Raw genomic sequence first — 22,827 nt, forward strand, 5'->3', positions numbered from 1 at the left:
ACCTAGGGGGTGTGGGCGAAAGGTTCCACCGGAAAGCGCGCGAGTGGCCCATGAGGCTCGACGAAGGGCTCGATGCTGCGGGCCATTGCCAGCCATGACGCGCGACCCTAAGAGCATGGCTTCAATGGCATCGACGGGCACTCACGACACACCGGGCCGCTTTCCGGCAGGCGCGCGCGCCTTCCCGCATCGCGATCTGACCGGTATCGGTCATCTCGAACGGCACGAGATTCTCTTCCTGCTGGCCGAGGCGGAGCAGTGGGTGGAGCTCAATCGCCAGCCTTCCAAGCACTGCGACGAGCTGGCCGGCCTTACCATCATCAATGCGTTCTTCGAGAACTCGACGCGCACGCTGCTGAGCTTCGAGATCGCGGGCAAGCGGCTCGGGGCGGACGTGGTCAACATGCATGCCGCGCAGTCGAGCGTGAAGAAGGGCGAGACGCTGATCGACACCGCGATCACGCTCAACGCCATGCGCGCCGACGCGATCGTGATCCGCCACGGATCGAGCGGCGCGGTGGACCTGATCGCGAGCAAGGTCGACTGTCCGGTGCTCAACGCCGGCGACGGCCAGCACGAGCACCCGACGCAGGCGCTGCTCGACGCGCTCGCGCTGCGCCATGCGCTGGAGGATCGCGGCGAGGGGAGCGAGGATTTCACCGGGCTGACGGTGACGATTTGCGGCGACATCCTGCACAGCCGCGTGGCGCGCTCCAATGTGCTGTGTCTGCAGGCCCTCGGTGCCTCCGTGCGCCTTTGTGCACCGCCCGCGCTGATGCCCGCAGGCGTCGAGGCGATCGGCGCGCAGCCGTTTCACGACTTCGACGCCGCGCTCGATGGAGCAGACGTGGCGATGATGTTGCGGCTCCAGAGCGAGCGGATGAGCGGCCAGTTCATCCCCTCGGCGCGCGAGTACCACCACCTCTACGGCCTCACCCGAGAGCGGCTGGAGCGGTGCGCGCCCGACGCGCTCGTCATGCACCCGGGCCCGATGAACCGAGGGGTGGAGATCGACAGCGAGGTCGCCGACATGCTCGACCGCTCGATCATCACCCGCCAGGTCGAAATGGGCGTGGCGATCCGCATGGCCTGCCTCGACGTACTGACCCGCAAGGCGCGCGGCGTGCCGGGCTGGAATGACGGGCAATGGGTATGAGGCCGGGTGTATGAAGCAGGTGCGGCCTCTCACGATCACCGGCGGCAAGCTGGTCACGCCCGGCGGCGTTCACGCAGGCTCGGTGCGGATTGCGGACGGGCGGATCGCGGCACTCGGGGATGTCGCCCCGCAGGAGGGCGACGAGACGCTCGACGCGAAGGGCAAGCTCGTCGCACCGGCGCTGATCGACTTCGGCGTCTTCGCGATCGACAAGCCGGCGTTCCGCTTCGGCGGCGTCGCACGTGCCGCGCTGATGCCGGACCAGAACCCCGCGCTCGATCTGCCGAGCCGCGTCTCGTTTATCGCCAAGAGCGGCAAGCCCGACCTCTGGGTCCATCCCTTCGCCGCCGCGACGCGGGACCTTGGCGGAGCGGAGCTCGCCGAAATCGCGTTGATGAAGGACGCGGGTGCACGCGGAGTCGCCACGGGGCGGCGGTGGATCGCCGATTCGGGTGTGATGCTGCGGCTGCTGCAATATGCCGCGATGCTCGATCTCGTGGTGGTGACTCATGCGGAGGATGGCGGCCTGGTCGGTTCGGCGGCGGCGACGGCAGGCGAGATCGCGACCCGCCTCGGCCTGCCCAGCGCGCCTGCGGAGGCGGAGGCGCTCGCCGTGGCGCGCGATATCGCCCTGGCCGAACTGAGCGGCGCGCGGCTGCATTTGCGCCAGGTCACAACCCGTGCAGCGCTGGATCTGGTCGGTGCGGCCAAGCGCCGCGGCGTGGCAGTGACTGCCGGCGTGACGCCGGCGCACTTCATGCTGTCAGACCTGGCGACCGGCGATTTCCGCACGTTCGCGCGCCTCTCGCCGCCGCTGCGGTGCGAGGACGATCGCAAGGCGGTGATCGAGGCGATCGGCGACGGCATGATCGATGTGATCGCCTCGGGCCACGATCCGCGCGGACCGGAGGACAAGCGCCTGCCCTTCGCCGATGCCGAGCCCGGCATGGCAGGGGCCGAGACGCTACTTGCCATGACGCTGACGCTGGTGCGCGACGGCGTGATCGATTTGCCGCGCGCTTTCGATCTGTTGGCGGCCGCACCGGCGCGGCTGCTCGGCGTGGATGCGGGCGTGTTGCAGGAGGGCTGCGAGGCCGACGTGGCGCTGATCGACCCGGAGAAGCCGTGGGTCGTCGACAGCCGCAAGATGGAGGCCACCGCCGGCAATACGCCGTTCGATGGGCAACCCACGCAGGGCCGCATCCTCGCCCTCTTCAAGGGCGGGGTGGCGCTCTAGCGAACTGCGAAGCCCTTCCCGGAAGGAAGGGGACTTTATCGGCTGGCTTCAGCGCCGCGCCATGCGCACGCTGGTGTCGACTGCGCCGGGCAGCGGACGACCCTCGGCCCACGCGAAGCAGCCCTGGCCGCGCGCCTTGACGGTCGAACACATCGAGCGGGCGTCGGCTCGTTCGAGGCCGCCGGCGGAGACGCGGTAGTAAGTCTTTCCGCGCACCTGCGCTTCCGTGATGACCATGCGGTAGCGGTCGAGCCCCGGATACTCGCGGGCATAGATGCCCCAGGCACGCCGTGCGCCTTCGCGGCTCGCAAACGAACCGAGCTGGACCAGGTGTTTGCCGTCCGCCGCTGCGAGAGCCGCGGCTGGCGTATCAGCGGCGGCAGGCACGCGGGAGGCGATGCGACTCTCCCGGGCAGGCGCCACTTCCACGCCGTAGCGTGCCGGCATCTTCTGGACGACCGGATTGGAGATGAAGGCGACCATGCTCTCGGTGATCTGCGCGGGTGTCGCGCCTGCCGGTGCCGGCGCGGCGAAAGCGCTGTGCACGTCGGCAGGTGCTGCAACCTCCGGCGAGGCGACCGCAAGCTGCGGTGTCGGGTCGATCGGCTCGAGTTCGCCCGCCGGCGCGGCGGACGCTAGGACGGCCGGTGTTTCGTGGGCTGGGGGCTGGGCGAGAGCCGCGGCTTCGGCCGCGAGCTGTTCGGAACTCGGATGATTGCTCAGCGCGAGGCCGATCGGCTGGCCGGCATCGCGCACGACCGGGGCGCCCAGCAGCTTGGCGACGCGCACCTGATACATCTCCGGCTGAACCGCACGGGCCCATTCGCCCATGCGCGCGCCGAGCTGGTCGGCCGGAACGTCTTCCGCAGCCATCAGCCGCGCGGCGCGCCAATTACCCTGGAGGGCGTAGGCATAGGCGAGATTCTGGCGAACCTTGGCCGTGTTCTGCCCGCTGCGCAGTGCGTTGGCGAGCACACTGGACCCTTCGTCGGGCCGTCCCGCCAGCGCCAGCGCCAGGCCCAGGTCGGCCGGGTCGAGATCGTCGCGCCAGTCGTCGAGCACGGCGACGGCCTTCGGATAATTTCCGACCGCCGTCTGGGCCAGGGCATAGCTGAGGGCGGTGCGCGGCGAATTGTCGCCGAGCGACATCGCGTCCTGGAAACTTGTCGCGGCCGACTGGAACCGGCCTGCCTCGAGATAGGCGGCACCGAGCATGGCGCGGTACTGCGCGTTGCGCGGCGCGGCGAGAACCGCGGCTTCGGCATGGCTGACGGCCTTGCTTGCCTCGCCCTCTCCGAGGGCGCTCTGTGCCTTGCTCGCCGAAAGAGTCGCGGGTGGCGCGGCCTTCGTCGTGCAGCCGCTCAGCGCCGAAGTCGCGAGCGCCGTGGTCAGCGCAAGTACGGCGAGACGGGTGGTCTTGGCGGTGCGGATCATGAAGTGTGTCCCCCCAGATTTCTCACTATCGCTCGATCTGTGCCGCAAGGCTGTCGAGCTCCGGCATTCCGGCGAGCAGCGCGTCGAGCGCTTCGGTGACGATCTGCTGTGCGCTGCGATTGCGGACGGTGCAGGCGAGCCGCAGCTTGAGATGCCGGTCGGCATCGAGACGCAGCGTGAAGGCGGCGCGCTTGCCCCGATCCAGCGCGGAGCGGCGGACTGGCGTGTCGTGCGATTCTACCACTGTGTTCATGCGCTCGGCGAGCACGGTTTGCTGCTTGCGGACCGGCGGTTCCGGCAGGGCGCTTTCGTCGAGCTGACCGTGCGCGGTATGATCGATTTCGCGCGCCTCGGCCGCGGTTGCGGGGTTGGCGGGGAAGGGCGTCAACTGGAGAACTTCGGCTTCGCGCGCGGGCTCCTCTTCGGTGCCCATGTCGTTCCAACCGAGATCCTCGATATTGTCCGGCAGGGCGGCCGCATGGCCCCCCATCAGTGCGGACTGGGGCCGCATGGCAGGGCGCGCGCCACCCTTGCGGGCAAGCAGCGAGGAATTGAGGGAGGCGAAGCTGGCGTCGCTCATGGCAATGTCCCGCCCCGTCCTTACTGCGCGACCCGGCGGCCGAAGCCTCCGGCGGGGCGATGCGCGCCCGGCAGCGGAGAAACGGCATGCGGGACGGCGAATACCGTGCGGCGGAAGTTCTTCTCGAGCCGGTCGGCGACATAGTTCCACAGCGCGGTGACTTCGGCAGCGCTGCGGCTGTCGGGGTCGACCTCCATCACCGTGCGGCCGTCGATCATCGAGGCCGCGAAGTCGGTGCGGTGGTGCAGAGTGATCGGCGCGACGGTGCCGTGCTGGCTCAGCGCGACCGCGGCTTCCGAGGTGATCTTGGCCTTGGGCGTGGCGCCGTTGACCACGAAGACCAGCGGCTTGCCGGCGCGCTCGCACAGATCGACCGTGGCGCCGACGGCGCGCAGGTCGTGTGGGCTGGGGCGGGTCGGCACGACGATCAGTTCGGCCACGCCGATCACCGACTGGATCGCCATGGTGATCGCGGGCGGCGTGTCGATCACGGCCAGCTTGAAACCTTGCTGCCGCAGAATCTGAAGGTCGCTGGCGAGCCGCGACACCGTGGTCTGGGCGAATGCGGGATATTCGGCTTCGCGCTCGTTCCACCAATCGGCGAGCGAGCCCTGGGGGTCGATGTCGATCAGCACCACCGGACCGGCGCCGGCGCGCTGCGCCTGCACGGCCAGGTGACCCGAAAGCGTCGTCTTGCCCGATCCCCCCTTTTGCGAAGCCAATGCCAATACTCGCACAGGCCGGTCCCCCCTGCTGTTCCTGTCCTGCGCCGCGAGAACGCGGGCTGGATGCCGAGATCGCAGGATACCCCTAATTTAAGGTTAACGACTGTTACCTCCGTGCGGGGGTGGGTGAGGCCGGGTTAGAAACCTTTTGCTAACGGACCGTTCACTATGTCAGTCTTTCCTGCAGGAGGGACTCGGGGGACCGGAACGGATTATGAGGTTCGCACACGCACTGTCGCTGCTCGCCGCCGGCGCTGCGCTTGCCGCGGCTGCGCCTGCGCTCGCGGACGTCAAGGCCGGGGTCGAAGCTTGGAGCCGGGGGGACTATCCTGCCGCGGTGCGCGAATGGCGCGAGCCTGCGGCACAGGGCAATCCCGACGCGCAGTTCAACATGGCGCAGGCCTACCGGCTCGGCCGGGGGGTGGAGCGCGATCTGAAGCAGGCCGAGATCTTCTACGCCAAGGCAGCGGCGCAAGGTCATATCAAGGCCGCGGACAATTACGGCCTGATGCTGTTTCAGGCCGGGCGGCAGGAAGAGGCGATGCCGTACGTCATCGCAGCGTCGGACCGGGGCGACCCTCGGGCACAATACCTTCTCGGCATCGCGCACTTCAACGGCGACATGGTGGAGAAGGATTGGGTCCGCGCCTATGCGCTGTTGACGCTCGCCAATTCTGCCGGACTGCCGCAGGCGAGCCCTGCGATCCAGCAGATGGACAGCTACATTCCCCTCGATGAGCGCCAGGAGGCGCAGGTGCTCGCCCAGCAGCTCAAGCGCGAGAGTGATGCGGTGCGGGCACAGCAGCTTGCCGCGGCGGACCTCGCGCTCGGGGGCGACATGCCTGCAGCTTCGACTCACGAGCCGCAAGCGCCGACTCCGGTCGCGGTGGTACCGGCCCGGAGCCGCGTGCCGACGCCGATCGCATCGGCAAGCGTTCCGCCATCGGTGGCTGCTGCACAGGCGGCGATCGTCGAGGCGAGCCGCGTCACCGGCACGACCAGCCCGGCCCAGGCAGGTGCGGACTACGCACGGCCGGCTGCGGTAGCCACCCCCACTCCGCAGGTCCCATCGCAGCCCCAACCACAGCCGACGCCGAAGCCGGCCCCCGAACCGGAGCGCACCGTAGCCGCGACGCCGACGCCGGCGCCCGCTGCAAAACCCTCTCCCTCGTCGGACGGACCTTGGCGGGTTCAGCTCGGCGCCTTCTCGGTGGCCGGCAATGCCGACCGGTTGTGGCGCGATGTCGCGGGCCTGGCGCCGCTCTCCGGAAAGGAGAAGTTCCTCGTGCGTGGCGGCAAGCTGACGAAGTTGCAGGCCGGCGGCTTCTCGACCCGTTCGGCGGCTCAGGCCGCTTGCGACAAGCTGAAGGCCGCCGGGCGAGCCTGCCTCGTCACGCGCTAAGGTCTCGCCCAAGCAAGGTTCCCTGCGCGTCGCGGGCTGCTAACACCGCTCGTCGAAGATGGGGAGGGACCGATGGCGGGCAATCCGGACGATCCGCAGTTGCAGCATACACCCGACCAGCCGCGCCCTCTGCCTGCCGCCGGCGCCGAGCGGATCGAAAGCCTCGATTTCATCCGCGGCATTGCCGTCATGGGCATCGTGCTCGCCAATATCGTGATCTTCGGACAGCCGATCACCGCGGTGATGTGGCCGGGCGGTTTCATCGGGCCGGATAACGATCCCGGAGGGTGGCTCTGGATCGCGCAGTTCGTCCTGATCGACGGCAAGATGCGCGGGCTTTTCACGCTCCTGTTCGGCGCCGGGCTCATGCTGTTCATGGAGAAGGCCTGGGCGCGCGGAGCGACCGGCTGGCTCCAGGCCCGGCGGCTCGGCTGGCTGCTGATGTTCGGGCTGCTGCACTACTTCCTGCTGTGGCAGGGCGACATCCTGACGGTCTATGCACTCTGCGGGCTGGCCGTGCTCGCCTGCCTCCGGTGGGAGGTGCAGACCAAGCTGGTCGCTGCGCTGGTGGTCTATGTCGTCGGCGCGCTGCTGTGGACCGCGCTGTTCTATTACTTCTACCTGATTGCCGAGACCCCGCTCGGCGCCAATCCGATGCTGGCCGAGGCGCATACGGAGATTCTCGCGGCGAAGGGCGTGCCCGTCGCCGACGCCGCCACCGAGGCCGCGCTCATGCAGGACGGAAGCTGGATCGCCAACGTCGCGCACCGGCTGAGCGAGCACCGCTTCGGCTGGCTCACGGTGCTGTGGCAGGTCGCGTGGGAGACGATCCCGCTGATGCTGCTGGGCATGGCGCTCTATCGGATGGGTCTGTTCGACGGGCGGCTCGACCCGCGCAAGCAGCGCCTGTGGGGATGGGCCGGCCTGCTCGGTGGAGCGTTTACGACGCTGCTGCTCGCGCTGTGGGTTCAGGCGAAAGGGTTCACCTACTTCACGACGCTGTTCGCTTTCCTCGGCCCTTCGATGCTGACGCGTCTGCCGATGATCCTCGGTCTGGCGGCGCTGCTCGCGCTCTGGGCGCCGCGGGCGACGGGATGGCTCGGGCAGCGAACGGTAGCCGCCGGGCGAATGGCATTCTCGAACTATCTCGGCACGTCTTTCGTGATGCTGTTCGTGTTTTCCGGCTGGGCGCTCGATCTGTTCGGAAGGCTCGATCGCCCGCAGCTCTATCTCGTTGCGCTGCTGAGCTGGGCGATCATGCTCGCCTGGTCGAAGCCGTGGCTCGTGCGTTTTCGCTACGGACCGCTCGAATGGCTCTGGCGCTGCCTTACTTACGGACGTCTGTTTCGCCTGCGGCGCTGACTGGGGTTGATATTGCGAACAGTTCGCATAAATTGAGGCCTGCGAATCGATCGCAGGAGCCGCAATGTACATCTGCATCTGCAATGCCATCAGGGAATGCGACGTGCGTCGCGCCGCGCGATGCTGCCCGGGCGATGCGGAGGCGGTTTACGCCGCGATGGGCAAGCGCCCCAACTGCGGCCAGTGCCTGGAAGAGGCGAACGAGATCCTGTTCGAAGAGCGCGAAGGAGCGCTTCTACCGGCTCGCGCAGCCTGATTTTCGTGCTCGCGTAGGCTAACGCAAATCGCTCGCAAATGGCGGAATTCCGCCATTTTTTCGACCCCGCGCCCTTGCCAGTCACGTGATCGGGGCGCATAGTTGCGCGCATATTCCCCGAGCGATGGAGACGCCCCGTGAAAGGCGACGCGACAGTCATCGAGTTCCTCAACAAGGCGCTCACCAACGAACTCACCGCCATCAACCAGTACTGGTTGCACTACCGCGTACTGAAGGACTGGGGCGTCGAGCGGCTGGCCGAATACGAACGCCACGAATCGATCGACGAGATGAAGCACGCCGACATTCTGGCGGAGCGGATTCTGTTCCTCGACGGGCTTCCCAACTTCCAGGCGATTCACAAGCTCAAGGTCGGCGAGACGGTCGAGGAGATCCTCAAGGCGGACCTCGCCATGGAGCAGGAGGCGATCCCGCTCCTGCGCGACGCCATCGAGCATTGCGAAAGCGTCCGCGACTACGTCAGCCGCGAGATCTTCGAACGCATTCTCGAAAGCGAGGAGGAGCACGTCGACTTCCTCGAGACCCAGTTCGACATGATCGCGCGGATGGGCCTGCAGAACTACGTCCAACTCCAGAGCAAGCCGGCGGAGGAAGGCGAGTAGGGTCAGTGCTTCCGCGCGGAGCTCTGCGGCGTCGGTGGAGAAAGCGCCGGCTCCACACTTTTGGAAGGCCGGCCTGGCGTGATTCGGCCAGGGGACATGGCAGGAGGGCGCCCTCGGCCCTTATTCCTCGTCCTCCGCCCGATCCTCCTCGAATGCCGGCACGCCGCGGGCGGCGAGACGGGTTTCGAGCAGGAAGAAGCCGAGCCCGGTGAGGAGGAGAATCATCGTCAGGATCCAGGCGAGGGCGGTGAGCGTGCCGATCTGCGGGCGGATGAAGGCGCTGATGAACAGCAGCACGATCACGACGCTGATCACCGCGGCCGAAGCAGTACTGAACACGACCGCGGTCTGGGCGTGGCGGCGGCGCTGAGCGAGCCAGGGGAGCTCGCGCACTTCCGGGCCCGCCTTGCCGTCCTCGATCCGGCGCTCGATGCGCTCCTTGCGCTCGGCGATCCAGATCAGGCGGCTCATCATCACGTTCATGATCGCGCCGATACCGCCGAGGAGAAAGGCGGGGGCGAGCGAGAGCTGCACCATCTGCTGCACGCGCGGCGTGCTGGAGGTGCGCTCGAGGATCTCGCCGGCGAGGCTTCCGCCGATGGCAAGCAGATCGATCATCATTCGCTCTTGTAGGGATTCTTCGGGCTCTTGAGAACAACCCGAACCGGCACTGCGTCGAAGCCGAGTTCGCGGCGGATGCTGTTGACCAGATAGCGCTCGTAGCTCTTGGGCAGCATGTCGAGCCGGGTGCCGAACACCACGAAGCGCGGCGGACGCGTGCTCGACTGGGTGATGTAGCGCAGCTTGATCCGCTTGCCCCCGGGCGCTGGCGGAGGATTGGCGGCCAATGCATCGTCGAACCAGCGGTTCAGCGCCGCCGTCGACACGCGCTTCGACCAGGTCTCGCGTATCTCGAACGCGGCGGCGAGCATCGTGTCCAGTCCCTTGCCGGTTCTGGCGCTGACCGCGAGCAGAGGCACGCCGCGGACTTGCGCGAGCCCTTCGTTGAGCGCCTCGCGAATGCCGTTGAACAGCGAGGAGGCGTTCTCGGCCACGTCCCACTTGTTAATTGCGACCATCAGCGCGCGGCCTTCCTGCAGCACCGCGTCGGCGATCTTGAGGTCCTGAAGCTCGAGACCCTTGGTCGCATCGAGCAGCAGGACGACGACTTCGGCGAAGTCGACCGCCCGCCGCGCATCGGCCACGCTGAGCTTCTCGAGCTTTTCGGTGACCCGAGCTTTCTTGCGCATTCCGGCGGTGTCGATCAGGCGGATATCGCGCACCTCGCCGCTGGCGGGATCGGTCCAGCGCCAGTCGACCGCGATCGAATCGCGCGTAATGCCCGCCTCGGGCCCGGTGAGGAGACGGTCTTCGCCGAGCAGGCGGTTGATCAGCGTGGACTTGCCGGCGTTCGGCCGCCCGACGATCGCGAGCTTGAGCGGGCCGAGCGGGGCATCCTCATCCGATTCCTCGGCATCGGCGGTCTCTGCCCCAGTGGTGTCCTTGCGTTCCGCCTTCTCGCCGATGATCGGCCACAGTGCGCCGAACAGATCGGCGATACCTTCTCCGTGTTCGGCCGACAGCGGAACCGGCTCGCCGAAGCCGAGCGACCATGCTTCGATCGCCCCCGCTTCGCCGGCGGCGCCTTCGGCTTTGTTGGCCACGGGGACCACGGGCACCGTCTGGCTGCGCAGCCAGCGAGCGATTTCCTCGTCCAGCGGAGTCAGACCGGCGCGTGCGTCGATCACAAACAGGGCGGCGTCGGCGCCTTCCAGGCTGACTTCGGTCTGCCGGCGCATGCGGCCGGGCAGGGTTTCCGGATCGTCGTCCTCCCACCCGGCGGTATCGACCACCGTGAAATCGAGCCCGGCGATCGAGGCATCGCCGAACCGACGGTCGCGGGTCACGCCGGGCTGATCGTCGACCAGCGCGAGCCGCTTACCCACGAGCCGGTTGAATAGCGTGGATTTGCCGACGTTGGGGCGGCCGATGATGATGACTTGCGGCTTCGTGACCATACGGCTGCGCAGGTGGAGCCTATTGCGGCGCTTGGCAAGCGCGCTCGCCCCACTCGGTGCAAAGGTAAAGATCCGTTAACCATAACCAGCAGGGTCGCATTAACGATGATTCGGCAGCTTCTTGCCGCATGAGGGCAAATCTCTGGATCCTGGCCGCAGCGGGCCTCTGCGCCTTTCACGGGCCGGCGCTGGCGGATGCCAGCCCGGGCTTCGATCGGCCCGGCCGTGACGAACTGCCAGCCTATCTCCAGTGCGTTCCCTATGCACGCGAGCTTTCGGGCGTCGAGATCTACGGCGATGCGCACACCTGGTGGAGCCAGGCCGCGGGTCGCTACGAGCGGGGCGACGAGCCGCGCGTGGGCGCGGTCATGGCGTTCGTACCGCATGGCAGCATGCGGCTGGGCCACGTCGCGACCGTGAGCCAGGTGATCGACAGCCGCACAGTGCTGCTCGACCATGCGAACTGGTCGCCGATCAACGGGCGCCGCGGGCAGATCGAGCGCGACGTCAAGGCGATCGACGTCTCGCCGGCGAACGACTGGAGCCAGGTGCGCGTGTGGTACGATCCGATCCAGGGGCTCGGCACCACGGTCTGGCCGGTGCACGGTTTCATCTATGGCGAGGAAGCGCGGTTTCCCGAAACGCGCCTCGCCGGAGCAGTTCCCCCGTCGCGCGCGGCGCCATCCCCCCTGGCGCCCGCGCGGCCCCTTTCTTCCACACCTTCGCGGACATTCCTCAACGCCTTCGCCGAAATGGCGAAGCCTGCTTCCGATACTCGCAGGAATCTCGCGGCGCAGGCTCCGGCGCGAATGCCGGCGGAGAAGGCCATGCCGCGGCGCAGGGAGGCCCCGGCGCCACGCGATCCGATCGCGGCAGCCGTCGCCCGCTACGGCAACTGAGCCGCCTTAGGCCTTCGCTACGGGCGCGTCGTCGCCCAGATCCTCGTACCACGCCTCGACCGGTCCGCTGAGCTTGATCGTCAACGGCTGGCCCTTGCGGTCCATTGTCTTTCCGGCCTGCACGCGGACCCACCCTTCGGAGATCGAATACTCTTCGATATCGGTCCGCTGGCGGCCCTTGAAGCGAATGCCGATTCCGCGCCGTAGCTTGTCGGCGTCGAAGTGCTCGCTGCGCGGGTTGACCGAAATGCGGTCGGGCGGGGTGTCGTTGCTGGTGTCGTCGCTCATGCCCGCGCCCTAGTCCGCCGTCGTGAGCGCTGCAATATTCAATCGGGTGGGGGCGGGGTTTCGATGGGGCTGCGGTCAGGGCGGTCGAAATCGGGATCGGGCTGCTCGATCTCGTCCGGCTCCTGCATCGGATCTTCCAGCGGCGGGCTGTCGGGCGGGGTCTCCGGCGGAGAGCCGGGTTCGATTCTGTCGGGAGCGGGATCGGGCTGGGTGGCCATGGCGGAATCCTTCGTGCGGTGCGTCGTGCGAAATCAACGCCTCGCGCCGTCTGTGCGTTCCGCCGCTGCGCGCCGCAAATCGCAGCGCTTGCCCTTTTCGGCCCGCCCTTCTAAGGGCGCTCCCCTGTTCGTGTGGGTTTCCCACGCGCGGCTTCGTTCGGGTTGCGGGCGTGGCGGAACTGGTAGACGCGCTGGTTTTAGGTACCAGTATCGAAAGATGTGGGGGTTCGAGTCCCTTCGCCCGCACCAGTGACCAGCCCGACGCCCTTCGACAAAACGTGATTTTGAAAAGGCTTAAGTTCGCACATGCAGATCAAAGAGACCACCGCCGAGGGCCTCAAGCGCGGCTTCCAGCTCACCATTCCGGCCGGTGATATCGAGGCCAAGGTCGATGCGGAGGTGAAGAAGATCGCCCCGCAAGTGCGCATGCCCGGCTTCCGCCCGGGCAAAGTGCCCGCCAACCTGGTCCGCAAGATGCATGGCGAGAACCTGCATGCGCAGGTCTTCAACGACGCGATTCGCGGCTCGGTCGACGAACTGATCCGCGAGAAGAAGCTTCGCCCGGCGATGCAGCCCAAGGTCGAGCTCGGCGAAGGCTACGAGCAGGGCAAGGATGCAGTGCTCGACGTCGAGCTCGAAGTCCTGCCGGCGATCGAGGCTCCCGAGATCGAAGGCCTCGCGCTCGAGCGGCTGGTCGTGCCGGTGAGCGACAAGGAGGTCGACGAGGCGCTGGAGCGCGTCGCCGGTCAGCAGAAGAGCTACAAGGACGCACCGAAGACCAGGAAGGCCGCCGAAGGCGACCAGATCATCATCGACTTCGTCGGATCGATCGACGGCACCGAGTTCGAAGGCGGCAAGGCCGAGGACGCGCCGCTCGTGCTCGGCGCGGGGCAGTTCATCCCCGGCTTCGAAGAGCAGCTCACCGGCGTGAAGACTGGTGACGAGAAGACGATCACCGTCACGTTCCCGGCCGATTATCCGGCCGAGCACCTCAAGGGCAAGGAAGCCCAGTTCGCCGTCACGGTGAAGCAGGTGAAGGTCGAAGGCGAGACCAAGATCGACGACGATTTCGCCAAGAACCTGGGCCTGGAAGGGCTCGACCAGCTCAAGGGCCTGCTGCGCGGCCAGATCGAGCAGGAGACCGCCGGGCTCACCCGCACGCAGATGAAGCGCCAGCTTCTCGACCAGCTCGCCGCGGGCCACGACTTCGCCGTGCCGCAGGGCATGGTCGACGCCGAGTTCGAGCAGATCTGGGCGCAGCTCCAGCAGGAAGCCTCGCGCGATGAGGATCCGGCCAAGGCGCTCAAGGAAATCGAGGCGGAGAAGGACGACTACCGCAAGATCGCCGAACGCCGCGTGCGTCTCGGGCTCCTGCTGAGCGAGATCGGCCAGAAGAACGGCGTCGAGGTCAGCCAGCAGGAAATGAGCATGCTCGTCCAGCAGGCGGCGCAGCAATATCGTGCCGAAGACCGCCAGCGGTTCGTGGAATACATCCAGTCCGAGCCGATGGCTGCCGCCCAGCTCCGCGCGCCGCTCTACGAGGACAAGGTCGTCGACTTCCTGTTCGACAAGGCCGAGATTTCCGAGCGTGAAGTGACGCGCGAGGAACTCGAGGCCGCGATCGAAGCGGAAGAGACCGAGCCCGCCGAAAAGCCGGCCGCGAAGAAGAAGGCGCCGGCGAAGAAGGCCGCTGCCAAGAAGAGCGCCGCCAAGGACGAAGGCGAGGAGAAGGCCCCGGCCAAGAAGCCGGCGGCGAAGAAGGCTCCCGCCAAGACGGCCGCAGCCAAGGACGAGGACAAGAAGGCCCCGGCCAAGAAAGCTGCGGCGAAGTCCGAAGACAAGGCGCCGGCCGCAAAGAAGCCGGCTGCCAAGAAGGCCCCGGCTAAAAAGGCTCCGGCCAAGAAGGCTGCCGCCAAGAAGTGATTTGTCCGGCCACGCGCCGGGTGACGAACAGGGGCGGCGGGCGAGTCTCGCCGCCCTTTCTCGTCCGGGGCGGCTGGCGGCATACCGGCGAGAGTGCCGATTTCCCCGGCCACAAGGTTAACCCCCTTGAACATCGCGCCGGCTATCGCGACATAGCCGGTCGCACTTCTGACGAGAGGAAATTTTCGCATGATCGACCTGTTCGGCACCGATGCCCACGCTTCGCAGGGCCAGTTCACCCGCGATCCGGTGACGGGTGCGCTGGTGCCGGTGGTCGTCGAGCAGACCAGCCGCGGGGAACGCAGCTTCGACATCTTCAGCCGCCTGCTGCGCGAGCGGATCGTGTTCGTAACCGGTCAGGTCGAGGACGGGATGGCGTCGCTGATCGTGGCCCAGCTGCTGTTCCTCGAGAGCGAGAACCCTTCCAAACCGATCTCCATGTACATCAACTCACCCGGCGGCGTGGTGACCGCCGGGATGGCGATCCACGATACCATGCAGTACATCAAGCCGCGCGTTTCGACCGTTTGCGTCGGTCAGGCCGCTTCGATGGGCAGCTTCCTGCTCGCCGCGGGCGAGCCGGGGATGCGCATCGCGCTGCCCAACGCGCGGATCATGGTCCACCAGCCCTCGGGCGGCGCGCGCGGCATGGCGAGCGATATCGAGATCCAGGCGCGCGAGATCCTGCGCATCCGCCAGCGGATGAACGATCTCTACGTCAAGTACACCGGCCAGAGCCTCTCCGACATCGAGAAGGCGATGGACCGCGACACCTTCCTCGAAGCCGACGAAGCGATGAAGTTCGGCATCGTCGACAAGGTGTTCGAGACCCGGCCCGAAAACGAGGAGCCGGGTGACGAGACGGGTTCCGGCGGAGCGCCGGAGTAACCGATCCTTCCGGGCACAAAACCCGGCGCAGGGCGGTTGATATAGCATTCGGGCAACCCTGCCACTTCAGCTTGTGGCAATACGTGAATGCTAAACCCGATGTGTTGATTAATGACCAGCCGGCTCTAGAGTCGGCCGAATCCGGCCTTGGAATTCGGGCCGGGGGTTCGGGAACCACGGGAAATGACCAAGTTGAGCGGAACCGATAGCAAGTCCACGCTGTACTGCAGCTTCTGCGGCAAATCGCAGCACGAGGTGAGGAAACTCATCGCGGGGCCGACGGTGTTCATCTGTGACGAATGCGTCGAGCTGTGCAACGACATCATTCGCGAAGAGACCAAGGCCGGGCTGACGGGCCGCAAGGAAGGCGAAGTCCCGACTCCGAACGACATCTTCGTGACTCTGAACGATTACGTGATCGGGCAGGACCGCGCGAAGCGCGTGCTCTCGGTCGCGGTGCACAATCACTACAAGCGGCTCAAGCATTCGGGCAAGGCGGGCGACGTCGAACTGGCGAAGTCCAACATCCTGCTCGTCGGTCCGACCGGTTCGGGCAAGACGCTGCTGGCGCAGACACTGGCGCGCACGTTCGACGTGCCGTTCACGATGGCCGATGCGACCACGCTGACCGAAGCCGGCTACGTGGGCGAGGATGTCGAGAACATCATCCTGAAGCTGCTCCAGTCGAGCGACTACAACGTCGACAAGGCGCAGCACGGCATCGTCTACATCGACGAGATCGACAAGATCACGCGCAAGGCGGAAAATCCCTCGATCACACGCGACGTGTCGGGCGAGGGCGTGCAGCAAGCGCTGCTCAAGCTGATGGAGGGCACCACCGCCTCGGTCCCGCCGCAGGGCGGCCGCAAGCACCCGCAGCAGGAATTCCTGCAGGTGGACACGACGAACATCCTGTTCATCTGCGGCGGTGCCTTCGCCGGACTGGAGAAGATCATCGCCGATCGCTTGCAGAAGCGCTCGATCGGTTTCGGTGCGCATGTCGCCGATCCGGACAAGCGCCGTGTGGGCGAGCTGCTCGAGAAGTGCGAGCCGGAAGACCTGCTCAAGTTCGGCCTGATCCCCGAATTCGTCGGCCGCCTGCCGGTGATCGCTACGCTGCGCGATCTCGACGTGGCCGCGCTGGTGCAGATCCTCAGCGAGCCGAAGAACGCGCTGGTCAAGCAGTACCGCAAGCTGTTCGAGCTCGAGGATGTCGAGCTGACCTTCACCGACGATGCGCTGGAAACGATCGCCGAGCGGGCGATCAAGCGCAAGACCGGCGCGCGTGGCCTGCGCTCGATTGTCGAAGGCATCCTGCTCGACACGATGTTCGACCTTCCCGACATGGACGGGGTGAGCGAGATCGTGATCGACAAGGACGTGGTCGAAGGCCGCAAGGAGCCGATTCGGGTGCTCGGCGGCGAGAAGAAAGAAGCGGCGGCCTGACAGGCGCCGCTCCGCGGCGCATGGCGCTGCGGACATAATCGGCCCCGGGCGGGCCGTTCATCGCCTTACCGGGCGCAAGTGGCGCGACACGCGGTTGCGCCCCGGGCCGGGCCGTATTCGGGCCCGGACCGCACTGTCACGCGAATACGAGGAATTTCCGAATATGGCCACCAACGCACAGCTCGCGGCGAAGCTTCTGCGCGACGCGAGCGGCTTCTTCCGCAATGTCGGCGAACAGAACCCGCAGCTCCAGCAGCAGATGGACGACAACGCGCAGGTTTACGAGCAGGTCGCCGAATTGGTCGAGAACGATCCGAACGGTGAGCTTCCCGCGCAGGAAGGGTAAGATTTCCGGCGAGCGGCGAGGAGACAAATGGGGTTCCTCGCCGCTCGCCGCCTCTCACAGCAGTCCCGGCACCTCTAACAGCTCTCCGCCGAGGACAGCGCACAGTCCGCGTCGCGTTCGATCTGGATCGTCGCATGACCGATCCCGTGCCGGTGCTGCAACTCATGCGCGATTGCGCGCAGGAATTCGTCTCCAGGGTGTCCGGCAGGCATGACGAGATGCGCGGTCATCGCGGTTTCGGTCGTGCTCATCGGCCAGATATGCAGGTCGTGGACCGCCGCCACGCCGGACAAACGGGTGAGATAAGCGCGCACGTCGGCTTCCGAGATCCCCTCGGGTACCGCCAGCAGACCCATCTTCACGCTGTCCTTCAGCAGCCCCCAGGTCCCCCAGGCGATTACCGCCACGATCAAGAGACTGGTTACCGGATCGATCCAGGTCGCGCCGGTCAGCAGGATCGCCACGCCCGCGATCACCACACCCAGCGAAACCAGCGCATCGGCGACCATGTGCAGGAACGCGCCGCGGATATTCAGATCGTCGTGCCGGCCGCGCAGGAACAGCAGGGCGGTTGCGGTATTGATCACGATCCCGATGCTCGCGACCACGATCATGGTCCACCCTTCCACCTCGGCCGGGTTGCTCAGGCGGTTCAGGGTCTCGAACAGGATTGCCCCTATCGCGACCAGCAGCAGCCCGGCATTGGCCATCGCGGCCAGGATGGTCGAGCTCTTGTAGCCGTAGGTGAACTTGTCGGAGGGCGGCTTGCGCGCTGCGGCCGCAGCCGCCCAGGCGAGCAGCAGACTCAGGACGTCCGACAGGTTGTGCCCGGCATCGGCGACGAGCGCCATCGAGCCCGAGAGGAAGCCGTAGGCGGCCTCGACCAGCACGAAGACACCGTTGAGCACGATACCGATCGCGAAAGCGCGGCCGAAGTCTGCCGGTGCATGCGCGTGGCCATGACCATGCGAATTCCCGTGCGAATGTCCGTGATGACTGTGAGAGTGACCCGCGCCCATTGCGGTCACTCATAGACGCAGGCGTCGAGCCCGTCACGCCTGACCACGCCCATGCGCGCCGCAATCGTATTGCCGTAGCGGCGGGTAAAGCCGGTGGGGTTCACCACCGAACGCCGCTTGGGCAGCGGCAGCGCGGCGGCCATGCGCGCGGCCTCAGTGCGGCTGAGGCGGGCGGCGGAGTGATTGAAATAGCGCTGTGCCCCAGCTTCCGCGCCGTAGGTGCCGATGCCGGTCTCCGCGACGTTCAGGTAGACTTCCATGATCCGCCGCTTGCCCCAGACGGTCTCGATCAGGAAGGTGAACCAGGCCTCCAGCCCCTTGCGGAAAAAGCCGCCGTTTTGCCACAGGAACACGTTCTTGGCGGTTTGCTGGCTGATCGTCGACGCGCCGCGAATGCGGCCGCCCTGCGCGTTGTGCCGGATGGCCTTCTCGATCGCCTCGGTGTCGAAGCCGTCGTGGCTACAGAATTTCCCGTCTTCCGCCGCGATGACGGCGGCGACCAGGTTCCGGTCGATGTTCGAGAGCGACTCCCAGTCCTTGGTCATGCCGCGCTCGTCCAGCAGCATGGTCACTGTCACCGGCGGAGGCACGAACCTGTAGACGACCACCAGCGCGAGGCTGAGCCCCACGAACCATAGAACCAGCTTGGCGAGCAGCATGAGGAACCAGCGCATGGGGGAACCGGATAAGGACGGCGGCGTCCGGGCGCAATCGCCTTACTGGCGTGCGTCGAATGCAGCGCGGGCCGCCTCGATTGTCTCGATGTTGCGCTCGGCCCAGTGCCATACGCCGCAGAACGCCTCGGCCAGGTCGTGTCCGAGTACTGTCAGCCGGTATTCGACCCGCGGGGGGACCTCGGCGTGCACGGTGCGGGTGACCAACCCCTCGCGCTCCATCTGGCGCAGGGTCTGGGTGAGCATCTTCTGGCTGATTCCCGGCACCGCGCGCCCGATCGCGCTGAAGCGCTGCTCGCCGGCTTCCTCCAGCGCTTCCAGTACGAGAAGTGTCCACTTGTCGGCCACCCGGCCGATCGTTTCATCGACCAGCGCATCGACGCGGGGATCCGAATGGTAGCTCGTATGCGGCGGTTTTCCCATTTCTTTCCTTTCGGTAACTACCGCACGTTTCGGTGCCTACTTCCCAATGGAGAGCAAGGGACTAGATGGAGTCCCTCTCCAACGCAAGCAAGGAAGGTTCCTCTCATGAAAACCAGCGGCAATACGATCCTCGTCACCGGCGGCGGCAGCGGAATCGGCCGCGAGCTCGCCCGGCGCTGGCACGATCTCGGCAATACCGTGGTCGTCGCCGGACGCAGCGAAGGCCCGCTCGCAGAAACCGCCAAAGGCCACGCGAACATCCATGTCATGACGCTCGACGTGTCCGATCCTGCCGACATCCAACGCTTCGCCCGCGATGTCGCGGCGCGTTTCCCCGGGCTCAACGTGCTGGTGAACAACGCCGGCATCATGCGCTACGAGGACGTAACGGCGAGGCGCGATCTCGCCGATGTCGAAGCGACGGTCGTCACCAACCTGCTCGGCCCGATCCGTCTGATCGATGCGCTCGTCGAGCATCTGAAGGGACAGGATGACGCGGCGATCATCAACGTCAGCTCGGGTCTGGCCTTCGTGCCGATGCCCAAGGCGGCGACCTATTCGGCGACCAAGGCGGCGATCCACAGCTATACGATCTCGCTGCGCGCGAAGCTCGAGGGTATGGTCGAGGTGATCGAGCTCGCCCCGCCCGCGGTGCAGACCGAGCTGACGCCGGGGCAATCGACGCGCGAGGGCTATCTGCCGCTCGGCACCTTCATCGATCAGGTCATGGCGCAGTTCGAAAGCGGCAATCCGCCGGCCGAAGTGTGCGTGCCCAACACCCTGATCCTGCGCAACGCGGAGAAAGAGGGACGGTTCGAGGAAGCGCTCGCGATGACGAAGGGCTTCTGACCCGCCACGACTGCAGGAGGGACGCGAGGGGCCGGTCCCCGCGTCCCTCCTTCATGGGGCGAAGCGCAGAACCGCGTTGGCGCGGGGTAAACCGTCCATCGCGCGCGCTCGCTCCGGTTGCCATGCCTTGCCCTCGGTAAAGTCCTCGAAGCGGGCATAGCGGCCGAGCACCTGTCCAGCGCCCAACTCGTAGGGCAGGCCTTCCGAATCGAAAGGGGCTGCGCCGTCCGCCACGTGGAAGTGAAGGTGCGGCTGGGTCACGTGGCCGGAGGCGCCAAGCCGTGCGATCACCTGCCCCTTCGCGACCAGGTCTCCAACCCGAACCGGGATGCCGGGGGCGAGGTGCTGGTAGAAGGCGTAGCGGCCGTCGGGCAACCGGAGCACCACCATTGCGCCGGTTTCGTCCTCGACGCTCGGGCGTGCTCCCGGCTTCGGTTCTTCCTTCACTGCCACGATCACGCCATCGGCAACGGCAAGGACGTCGGCGCCGGTGCCGTCCGCGGCCACACTGCGTCCGGCCGATGCAGGATCGAACCCGCGCGCCGGCATCCAGTCGATCGCGTGCCGTCCGGGCAGGCGGACACGGCCGCTGACCGCGTAGGGGTAGCGGCGATGGCCGTTGGCATGATCGGGCAGCGCGACCGCGGTCCAGGGGCCGCCGCGTAGCGGTGCGCCGAGCGGAAGAGGGAAGGCTGCGCGCGGCGTCGCGGCGCCGCCCACGATCGTGACCGCTTCGGCGGACCCGTCCTTCGATGCTGCCGTAAAGCGAATGCGGTGCCGCAGCGTTGCGGTTCCTGGGGGCGCGGGAACGTCGAGGTAGAGGATCGCGCGTTCTCCCGGGGCGAGGCGCTGTGCCGGATTCCGGGGCGCGCCGACCCAGCGGGCGGCTTTGGCGGCATCGACCCGCGCGAGCACCACGCCGTCGTTCGCCGTTTCGACCTCGATCGCATCGAGCACGATGATCTTGCTGGAAAAGCTGGTCGCGTGAACTTCGTAAATCAGCCGATCGCGCCCGTCGATCCGCGCGACCGGCGGCGTATAGGGCACTTCGATGTGCAGCGATTGATAGGGCCGCACTTCAGGCGCTGGCGCCGCCTGGATGGACCAGAGCGGCAACGACAGCATCAGAAATATCCGGGCGAGAAGCATGAGGCAGATCTCCGAACGACGGTGATGACGCGGTTCTGCCTCCGCCACGCACGGGTCTGCGAGCAGCGATCTGCGAGCGGGACTGCGCGGCCCGTCAGGCGGGTGCGATCAGGGCTGCGAGGTTGGCACGGAAGCGGCGGCTGAGGCGCAAACGCTCGCCGGTGACCAGGCGAACGTGCGCATCCCCGCGCCCGATCGGCTCTATGTTGCGGATGCGGTCGAGGCGCACCAGCGCGCCGCGATGGATGCGGGCGAAGGCCTCTGTGGGGAGCCTTGCCGCCAACGACGCGAGCGACTCGTCGAGCAACTCGACGCTCCCCGCCACATGGACCTCGACATAGTCACCTGCCGCGCCGATCCAGTCGATCGTGTCCAGCGGAATGCGGCGGATATGGCCGCGACTGCGGATCAGCAGCGCGTCGTCGGGTGCCGAGGATGCGGCGTTTGCCGCAGCGCGTTGTCGTCGCCGCAGGTGCAGGCAAAACAGAACAATGCCCAGAAGCGCAAAATAGAGCAGCGTGTTGGTGTCGAGATTGCGCACGAACATGCGATCGGCCATCGCCCAGCGCGTCGGCACGCCCTCGCCGCGATAGGCCGGCCAGTAGAGGCCCGCGAAGACAAGTACGTGCAGCGCCGATACGACCGGCCATAACGCGAGGTAGGCGGCGATCCGCAGCGCGCGCGGCTGCACGGCACGTTCGATCGCCATGATGGCTGCGGCGACCGGCCAAGTCAGCAGAGCCCACACCGAATAAATGGCCAAGGTGTAGGCAAGCGTCGGCCACCACTGCTGCGGTGTTCCCGCGTGCGCGGCGAGGAACGACCCCTGAGCAGCCTGGACGACGGCGACGATCACCCAGCCGGAGAGGACGAATGCGATCCATCCGGGACGGCTTCGCGGCAAAGACACGAGACCGGTCATCGCGCCAGGTTGCCGGCTTCGCGGCGAAGCAGCAAGGGCGGGCAACGCTTTGCGCGTCGCCCGCCGGAGATCTTGCTTAGGCGATACCCGGCAGCAGCCGTTCGCCGGCGATGCGCTGCATCGCCTTTTGCAGCTTCTCGAACGCGCGCACCTCGATCTGGCGGATGCGTTCGCGGCTGACGTCGTAAACTTGGCTCAATTCCTCCAGCGTCTGGGGATTGTCCGTCAGGCGCCGTTCGGTGAGGATGTGCTTTTCACGCTCGTTCAGGCTATCCATCGCCTCGACCAGCATTTCGTGACGCACGTTCGCCTCTTCGGCTTCGGCAACGGTCTCGTCCTGCAGAGGACGATCGTCGGTCAGCCAGTCCTGCCACTCGCCGGAGCCCTCTTCCCCGCCGCGCATGGGCGTGTTGAGCGATCCGTCGCCGCCCATCATCATGCGGCGATTCATGTTGATCACTTCCTGCTCGGGCACGCCGAGGTCGGTCGCGATCTTGGCGACGTCGTCAGGATGAAGGTCGCTGTCCTCGTAAGCCTCAAGGTTCTTCTTCATCCGCCGCAGGTTGAAGAACAGCTTCTTCTGCGCCGCGGTGGTGCCCATCTTCACGAGGCTCCAGCTCCGCAGGATGAACTCCTGGATCGAAGCCTTGATCCACCACATCGCGTAGGTCGCGAGGCGGAAGCCGCGATCGGGCTCGAACTTCTTGACGCCCTGCATCAAGCCGACGTTACCTTCGGAAATGAGGTCGCTGACCGGCAGGCCGTAGCCGCGGTAACCCATGGCGATCTTGGCCACGAGCCGCAGGTGGCTGGTGACGAGCTGCGCAGCAGCTTCCGAATCTTCATGCTCTTCGTAGCGCTTGGCGAGCATGTATTCCTGCTCGGCCGTCAGCACCGGGAATTTCTTGATCTCGGCGAGATAGCGGTTGAGGCTCTGCTCACCGCCGAGCGCCGGGACTGTCAATGCTTTGTTGTTGCTCACGTCTACCC

General features: G+C 66.6%; 25 protein-coding genes and 1 tRNA gene. 13 read left to right on the forward strand and 13 right to left on the reverse strand.

Annotated features, from left to right (window positions below):
* Positions 1–124 precede the first annotated feature (124 nt).
* A complete protein-coding gene (locus D2V04_RS08610) occupies positions 125–1,156 on the forward strand; it encodes an aspartate carbamoyltransferase catalytic subunit (protein WP_119513086.1) in 1,032 nt (343 codons plus the stop codon).
* Between the two features lie 10 nt (positions 1,157–1,166).
* A complete protein-coding gene (locus D2V04_RS08615) occupies positions 1,167–2,393 on the forward strand; it encodes a dihydroorotase (RefSeq protein ID WP_119513088.1) in 1,227 nt (408 codons plus the stop codon).
* Between the two features lie 48 nt (positions 2,394–2,441).
* Here D2V04_RS08615 and D2V04_RS08620 read toward each other — a convergent pair whose 3' ends face one another.
* The 3 genes from D2V04_RS08620 to D2V04_RS08630 are packed head-to-tail and all read right to left on the reverse strand — an operon-like array spanning position 2,442 to position 5,144.
* Entirely contained in the window at positions 2,442–3,827 is a 1,386-nt protein-coding gene (locus D2V04_RS08620; protein WP_119513090.1) for an SPOR domain-containing protein, read from the reverse strand.
* Positions 3,828–3,852: 25 nt separating this feature from the next.
* Positions 3,853–4,407 (reverse strand): hypothetical protein, encoded by a 555-nt coding sequence (locus D2V04_RS08625; RefSeq protein WP_119513092.1) that lies wholly within the window; start codon positions 4,405–4,407, stop codon positions 3,853–3,855.
* Positions 4,408–4,427: 20 nt separating this feature from the next.
* Positions 4,428–5,144, reverse strand: a complete 717-nt coding sequence (locus D2V04_RS08630) for a ParA family protein (RefSeq protein ID WP_119513094.1) — start codon at positions 5,142–5,144, stop codon at positions 4,428–4,430.
* Between the two features lie 202 nt (positions 5,145–5,346).
* Here D2V04_RS08630 and D2V04_RS08635 point away from each other — a divergent pair, with 202 nt between their 5' ends.
* The 4 genes from D2V04_RS08635 (at position 5,347) to bfr (ending at position 8,775) form a co-directional block, all read left to right on the forward strand.
* Positions 5,347–6,534, forward strand: coding sequence for an SPOR domain-containing protein (locus D2V04_RS08635; RefSeq protein ID WP_119513096.1), 1,188 nt, complete (start codon positions 5,347–5,349; stop codon positions 6,532–6,534).
* A gap of 72 nt (positions 6,535–6,606) precedes the next feature.
* A complete protein-coding gene (locus D2V04_RS08640) occupies positions 6,607–7,896 on the forward strand; it encodes a DUF418 domain-containing protein (RefSeq protein WP_228766336.1) in 1,290 nt (429 codons plus the stop codon).
* 64 nt (positions 7,897–7,960) lie between these two features.
* On the forward strand, positions 7,961–8,152 hold the full coding sequence (locus D2V04_RS08645) for a (2Fe-2S)-binding protein (protein ID WP_119513098.1): 192 nt from the start codon (positions 7,961–7,963) through the stop codon (positions 8,150–8,152).
* Positions 8,153–8,289: 137 nt separating this feature from the next.
* Entirely contained in the window at positions 8,290–8,775 is a 486-nt protein-coding gene (gene bfr / locus D2V04_RS08650; protein ID WP_119513100.1) for a bacterioferritin, read from the forward strand.
* 120 nt (positions 8,776–8,895) lie between these two features.
* Here the strand turns inward: bfr and D2V04_RS08655 are convergent, their stop codons facing one another.
* Positions 8,896–9,393 (reverse strand): DUF2721 domain-containing protein, encoded by a 498-nt coding sequence (locus D2V04_RS08655; RefSeq protein WP_119513572.1) that lies wholly within the window; start codon positions 9,391–9,393, stop codon positions 8,896–8,898.
* On the reverse strand, positions 9,393–10,793 hold the full coding sequence (gene der / locus D2V04_RS08660; protein ID WP_119513101.1) for a ribosome biogenesis GTPase Der: 1,401 nt from the start codon (positions 10,791–10,793) through the stop codon (positions 9,393–9,395). The genes D2V04_RS08655 and der overlap by 1 nt, the downstream gene beginning before the upstream one ends.
* 128 nt (positions 10,794–10,921) lie before the next feature.
* Between der and D2V04_RS08665 the strand changes: the two genes are divergently transcribed.
* Positions 10,922–11,692: a CHAP domain-containing protein gene (locus tag D2V04_RS08665; RefSeq protein WP_119513103.1), complete on the forward strand. Its 771-nt coding sequence runs from the start codon at positions 10,922–10,924 to the stop codon at positions 11,690–11,692.
* A 6-nt stretch (positions 11,693–11,698) separates the two neighbouring features.
* Here D2V04_RS08665 and D2V04_RS08670 read toward each other — a convergent pair whose 3' ends face one another.
* Together D2V04_RS08670 and D2V04_RS08675 are read right to left on the reverse strand one after the other, a co-directional pair.
* Positions 11,699–11,980 (reverse strand): DUF3297 family protein, encoded by a 282-nt coding sequence (locus D2V04_RS08670; protein ID WP_119513105.1) that lies wholly within the window; start codon positions 11,978–11,980, stop codon positions 11,699–11,701.
* 38 nt (positions 11,981–12,018) lie between these two features.
* Entirely contained in the window at positions 12,019–12,198 is a 180-nt protein-coding gene (locus tag D2V04_RS08675; RefSeq protein ID WP_119513107.1) for a hypothetical protein, read from the reverse strand.
* Positions 12,199–12,362: 164 nt separating this feature from the next.
* On the opposite strand from D2V04_RS08675, the gene D2V04_RS08680 reads away from it, so the two are divergent.
* The 5 genes from D2V04_RS08680 to D2V04_RS08700 all read left to right on the forward strand — a co-directional run bounded on the left by D2V04_RS08680 (position 12,363) and on the right by D2V04_RS08700 (position 16,801).
* Positions 12,363–12,447 (forward strand) — tRNA-Leu (locus tag D2V04_RS08680).
* 57 nt (positions 12,448–12,504) lie between these two features.
* On the forward strand, positions 12,505–14,121 hold the full coding sequence (gene tig, locus D2V04_RS08685) for a trigger factor (RefSeq protein WP_119513109.1): 1,617 nt from the start codon (positions 12,505–12,507) through the stop codon (positions 14,119–14,121).
* A gap of 189 nt (positions 14,122–14,310) precedes the next feature.
* Positions 14,311–15,009, forward strand: a complete 699-nt coding sequence (locus D2V04_RS08690; protein WP_119513111.1) for an ATP-dependent Clp protease proteolytic subunit — start codon at positions 14,311–14,313, stop codon at positions 15,007–15,009.
* Positions 15,010–15,192: 183 nt separating this feature from the next.
* Entirely contained in the window at positions 15,193–16,455 is a 1,263-nt protein-coding gene (gene clpX / locus D2V04_RS08695) for an ATP-dependent Clp protease ATP-binding subunit ClpX (protein WP_119513113.1), read from the forward strand.
* A gap of 163 nt (positions 16,456–16,618) precedes the next feature.
* The gene (locus D2V04_RS08700; protein WP_119513115.1) at positions 16,619–16,801 is read left to right on the forward strand and encodes a hypothetical protein; all 183 of its coding nucleotides are present in this window, start codon (positions 16,619–16,621) and stop codon (positions 16,799–16,801) included.
* Positions 16,802–16,875: 74 nt separating this feature from the next.
* Here the strand turns inward: D2V04_RS08700 and D2V04_RS08705 are convergent, their stop codons facing one another.
* The 3 genes from D2V04_RS08705 to D2V04_RS08715 are packed head-to-tail and all read right to left on the reverse strand — an operon-like array spanning position 16,876 to position 18,917.
* Positions 16,876–17,820 (reverse strand): cation diffusion facilitator family transporter, encoded by a 945-nt coding sequence (locus tag D2V04_RS08705; RefSeq protein WP_119513117.1) that lies wholly within the window; start codon positions 17,818–17,820, stop codon positions 16,876–16,878.
* 5 nt (positions 17,821–17,825) lie between these two features.
* Positions 17,826–18,494, reverse strand: coding sequence for a monofunctional biosynthetic peptidoglycan transglycosylase (gene mtgA / locus D2V04_RS08710; RefSeq protein ID WP_119513119.1), 669 nt, complete (start codon positions 18,492–18,494; stop codon positions 17,826–17,828).
* A 42-nt stretch (positions 18,495–18,536) separates the two neighbouring features.
* Positions 18,537–18,917 carry a winged helix-turn-helix transcriptional regulator gene (locus D2V04_RS08715; RefSeq protein WP_119513121.1) on the reverse strand — a complete coding sequence of 127 codons (381 nt, stop codon included), beginning with the start codon at positions 18,915–18,917 and terminating at the stop codon, positions 18,537–18,539.
* 105 nt (positions 18,918–19,022) lie between these two features.
* Between D2V04_RS08715 and D2V04_RS08720 the strand changes: the two genes are divergently transcribed.
* A complete protein-coding gene (locus tag D2V04_RS08720) occupies positions 19,023–19,766 on the forward strand; it encodes an SDR family oxidoreductase (RefSeq protein ID WP_119513123.1) in 744 nt (247 codons plus the stop codon).
* A 51-nt stretch (positions 19,767–19,817) separates the two neighbouring features.
* Here D2V04_RS08720 and D2V04_RS08725 read toward each other — a convergent pair whose 3' ends face one another.
* From D2V04_RS08725 to rpoH, 3 genes are all read right to left on the reverse strand, one after another.
* Entirely contained in the window at positions 19,818–20,915 is a 1,098-nt protein-coding gene (locus D2V04_RS08725) for a M23 family metallopeptidase (RefSeq protein WP_119513125.1), read from the reverse strand.
* A gap of 94 nt (positions 20,916–21,009) precedes the next feature.
* Entirely contained in the window at positions 21,010–21,837 is an 828-nt protein-coding gene (locus D2V04_RS08730; protein WP_119513127.1) for a LytTR family DNA-binding domain-containing protein, read from the reverse strand.
* 76 nt (positions 21,838–21,913) lie between these two features.
* On the reverse strand, positions 21,914–22,819 hold the full coding sequence (gene rpoH / locus D2V04_RS08735) for an RNA polymerase sigma factor RpoH (protein WP_182849713.1): 906 nt from the start codon (positions 22,817–22,819) through the stop codon (positions 21,914–21,916).
* Positions 22,820–22,827 lie beyond the last annotated feature (8 nt).

Origin of the sequence: Pelagerythrobacter aerophilus (assembly GCF_003581645.1) — a bacterium.
GTDB classification, from domain to species: domain Bacteria; phylum Pseudomonadota; class Alphaproteobacteria; order Sphingomonadales; family Sphingomonadaceae; genus Pelagerythrobacter; species Pelagerythrobacter aerophilus.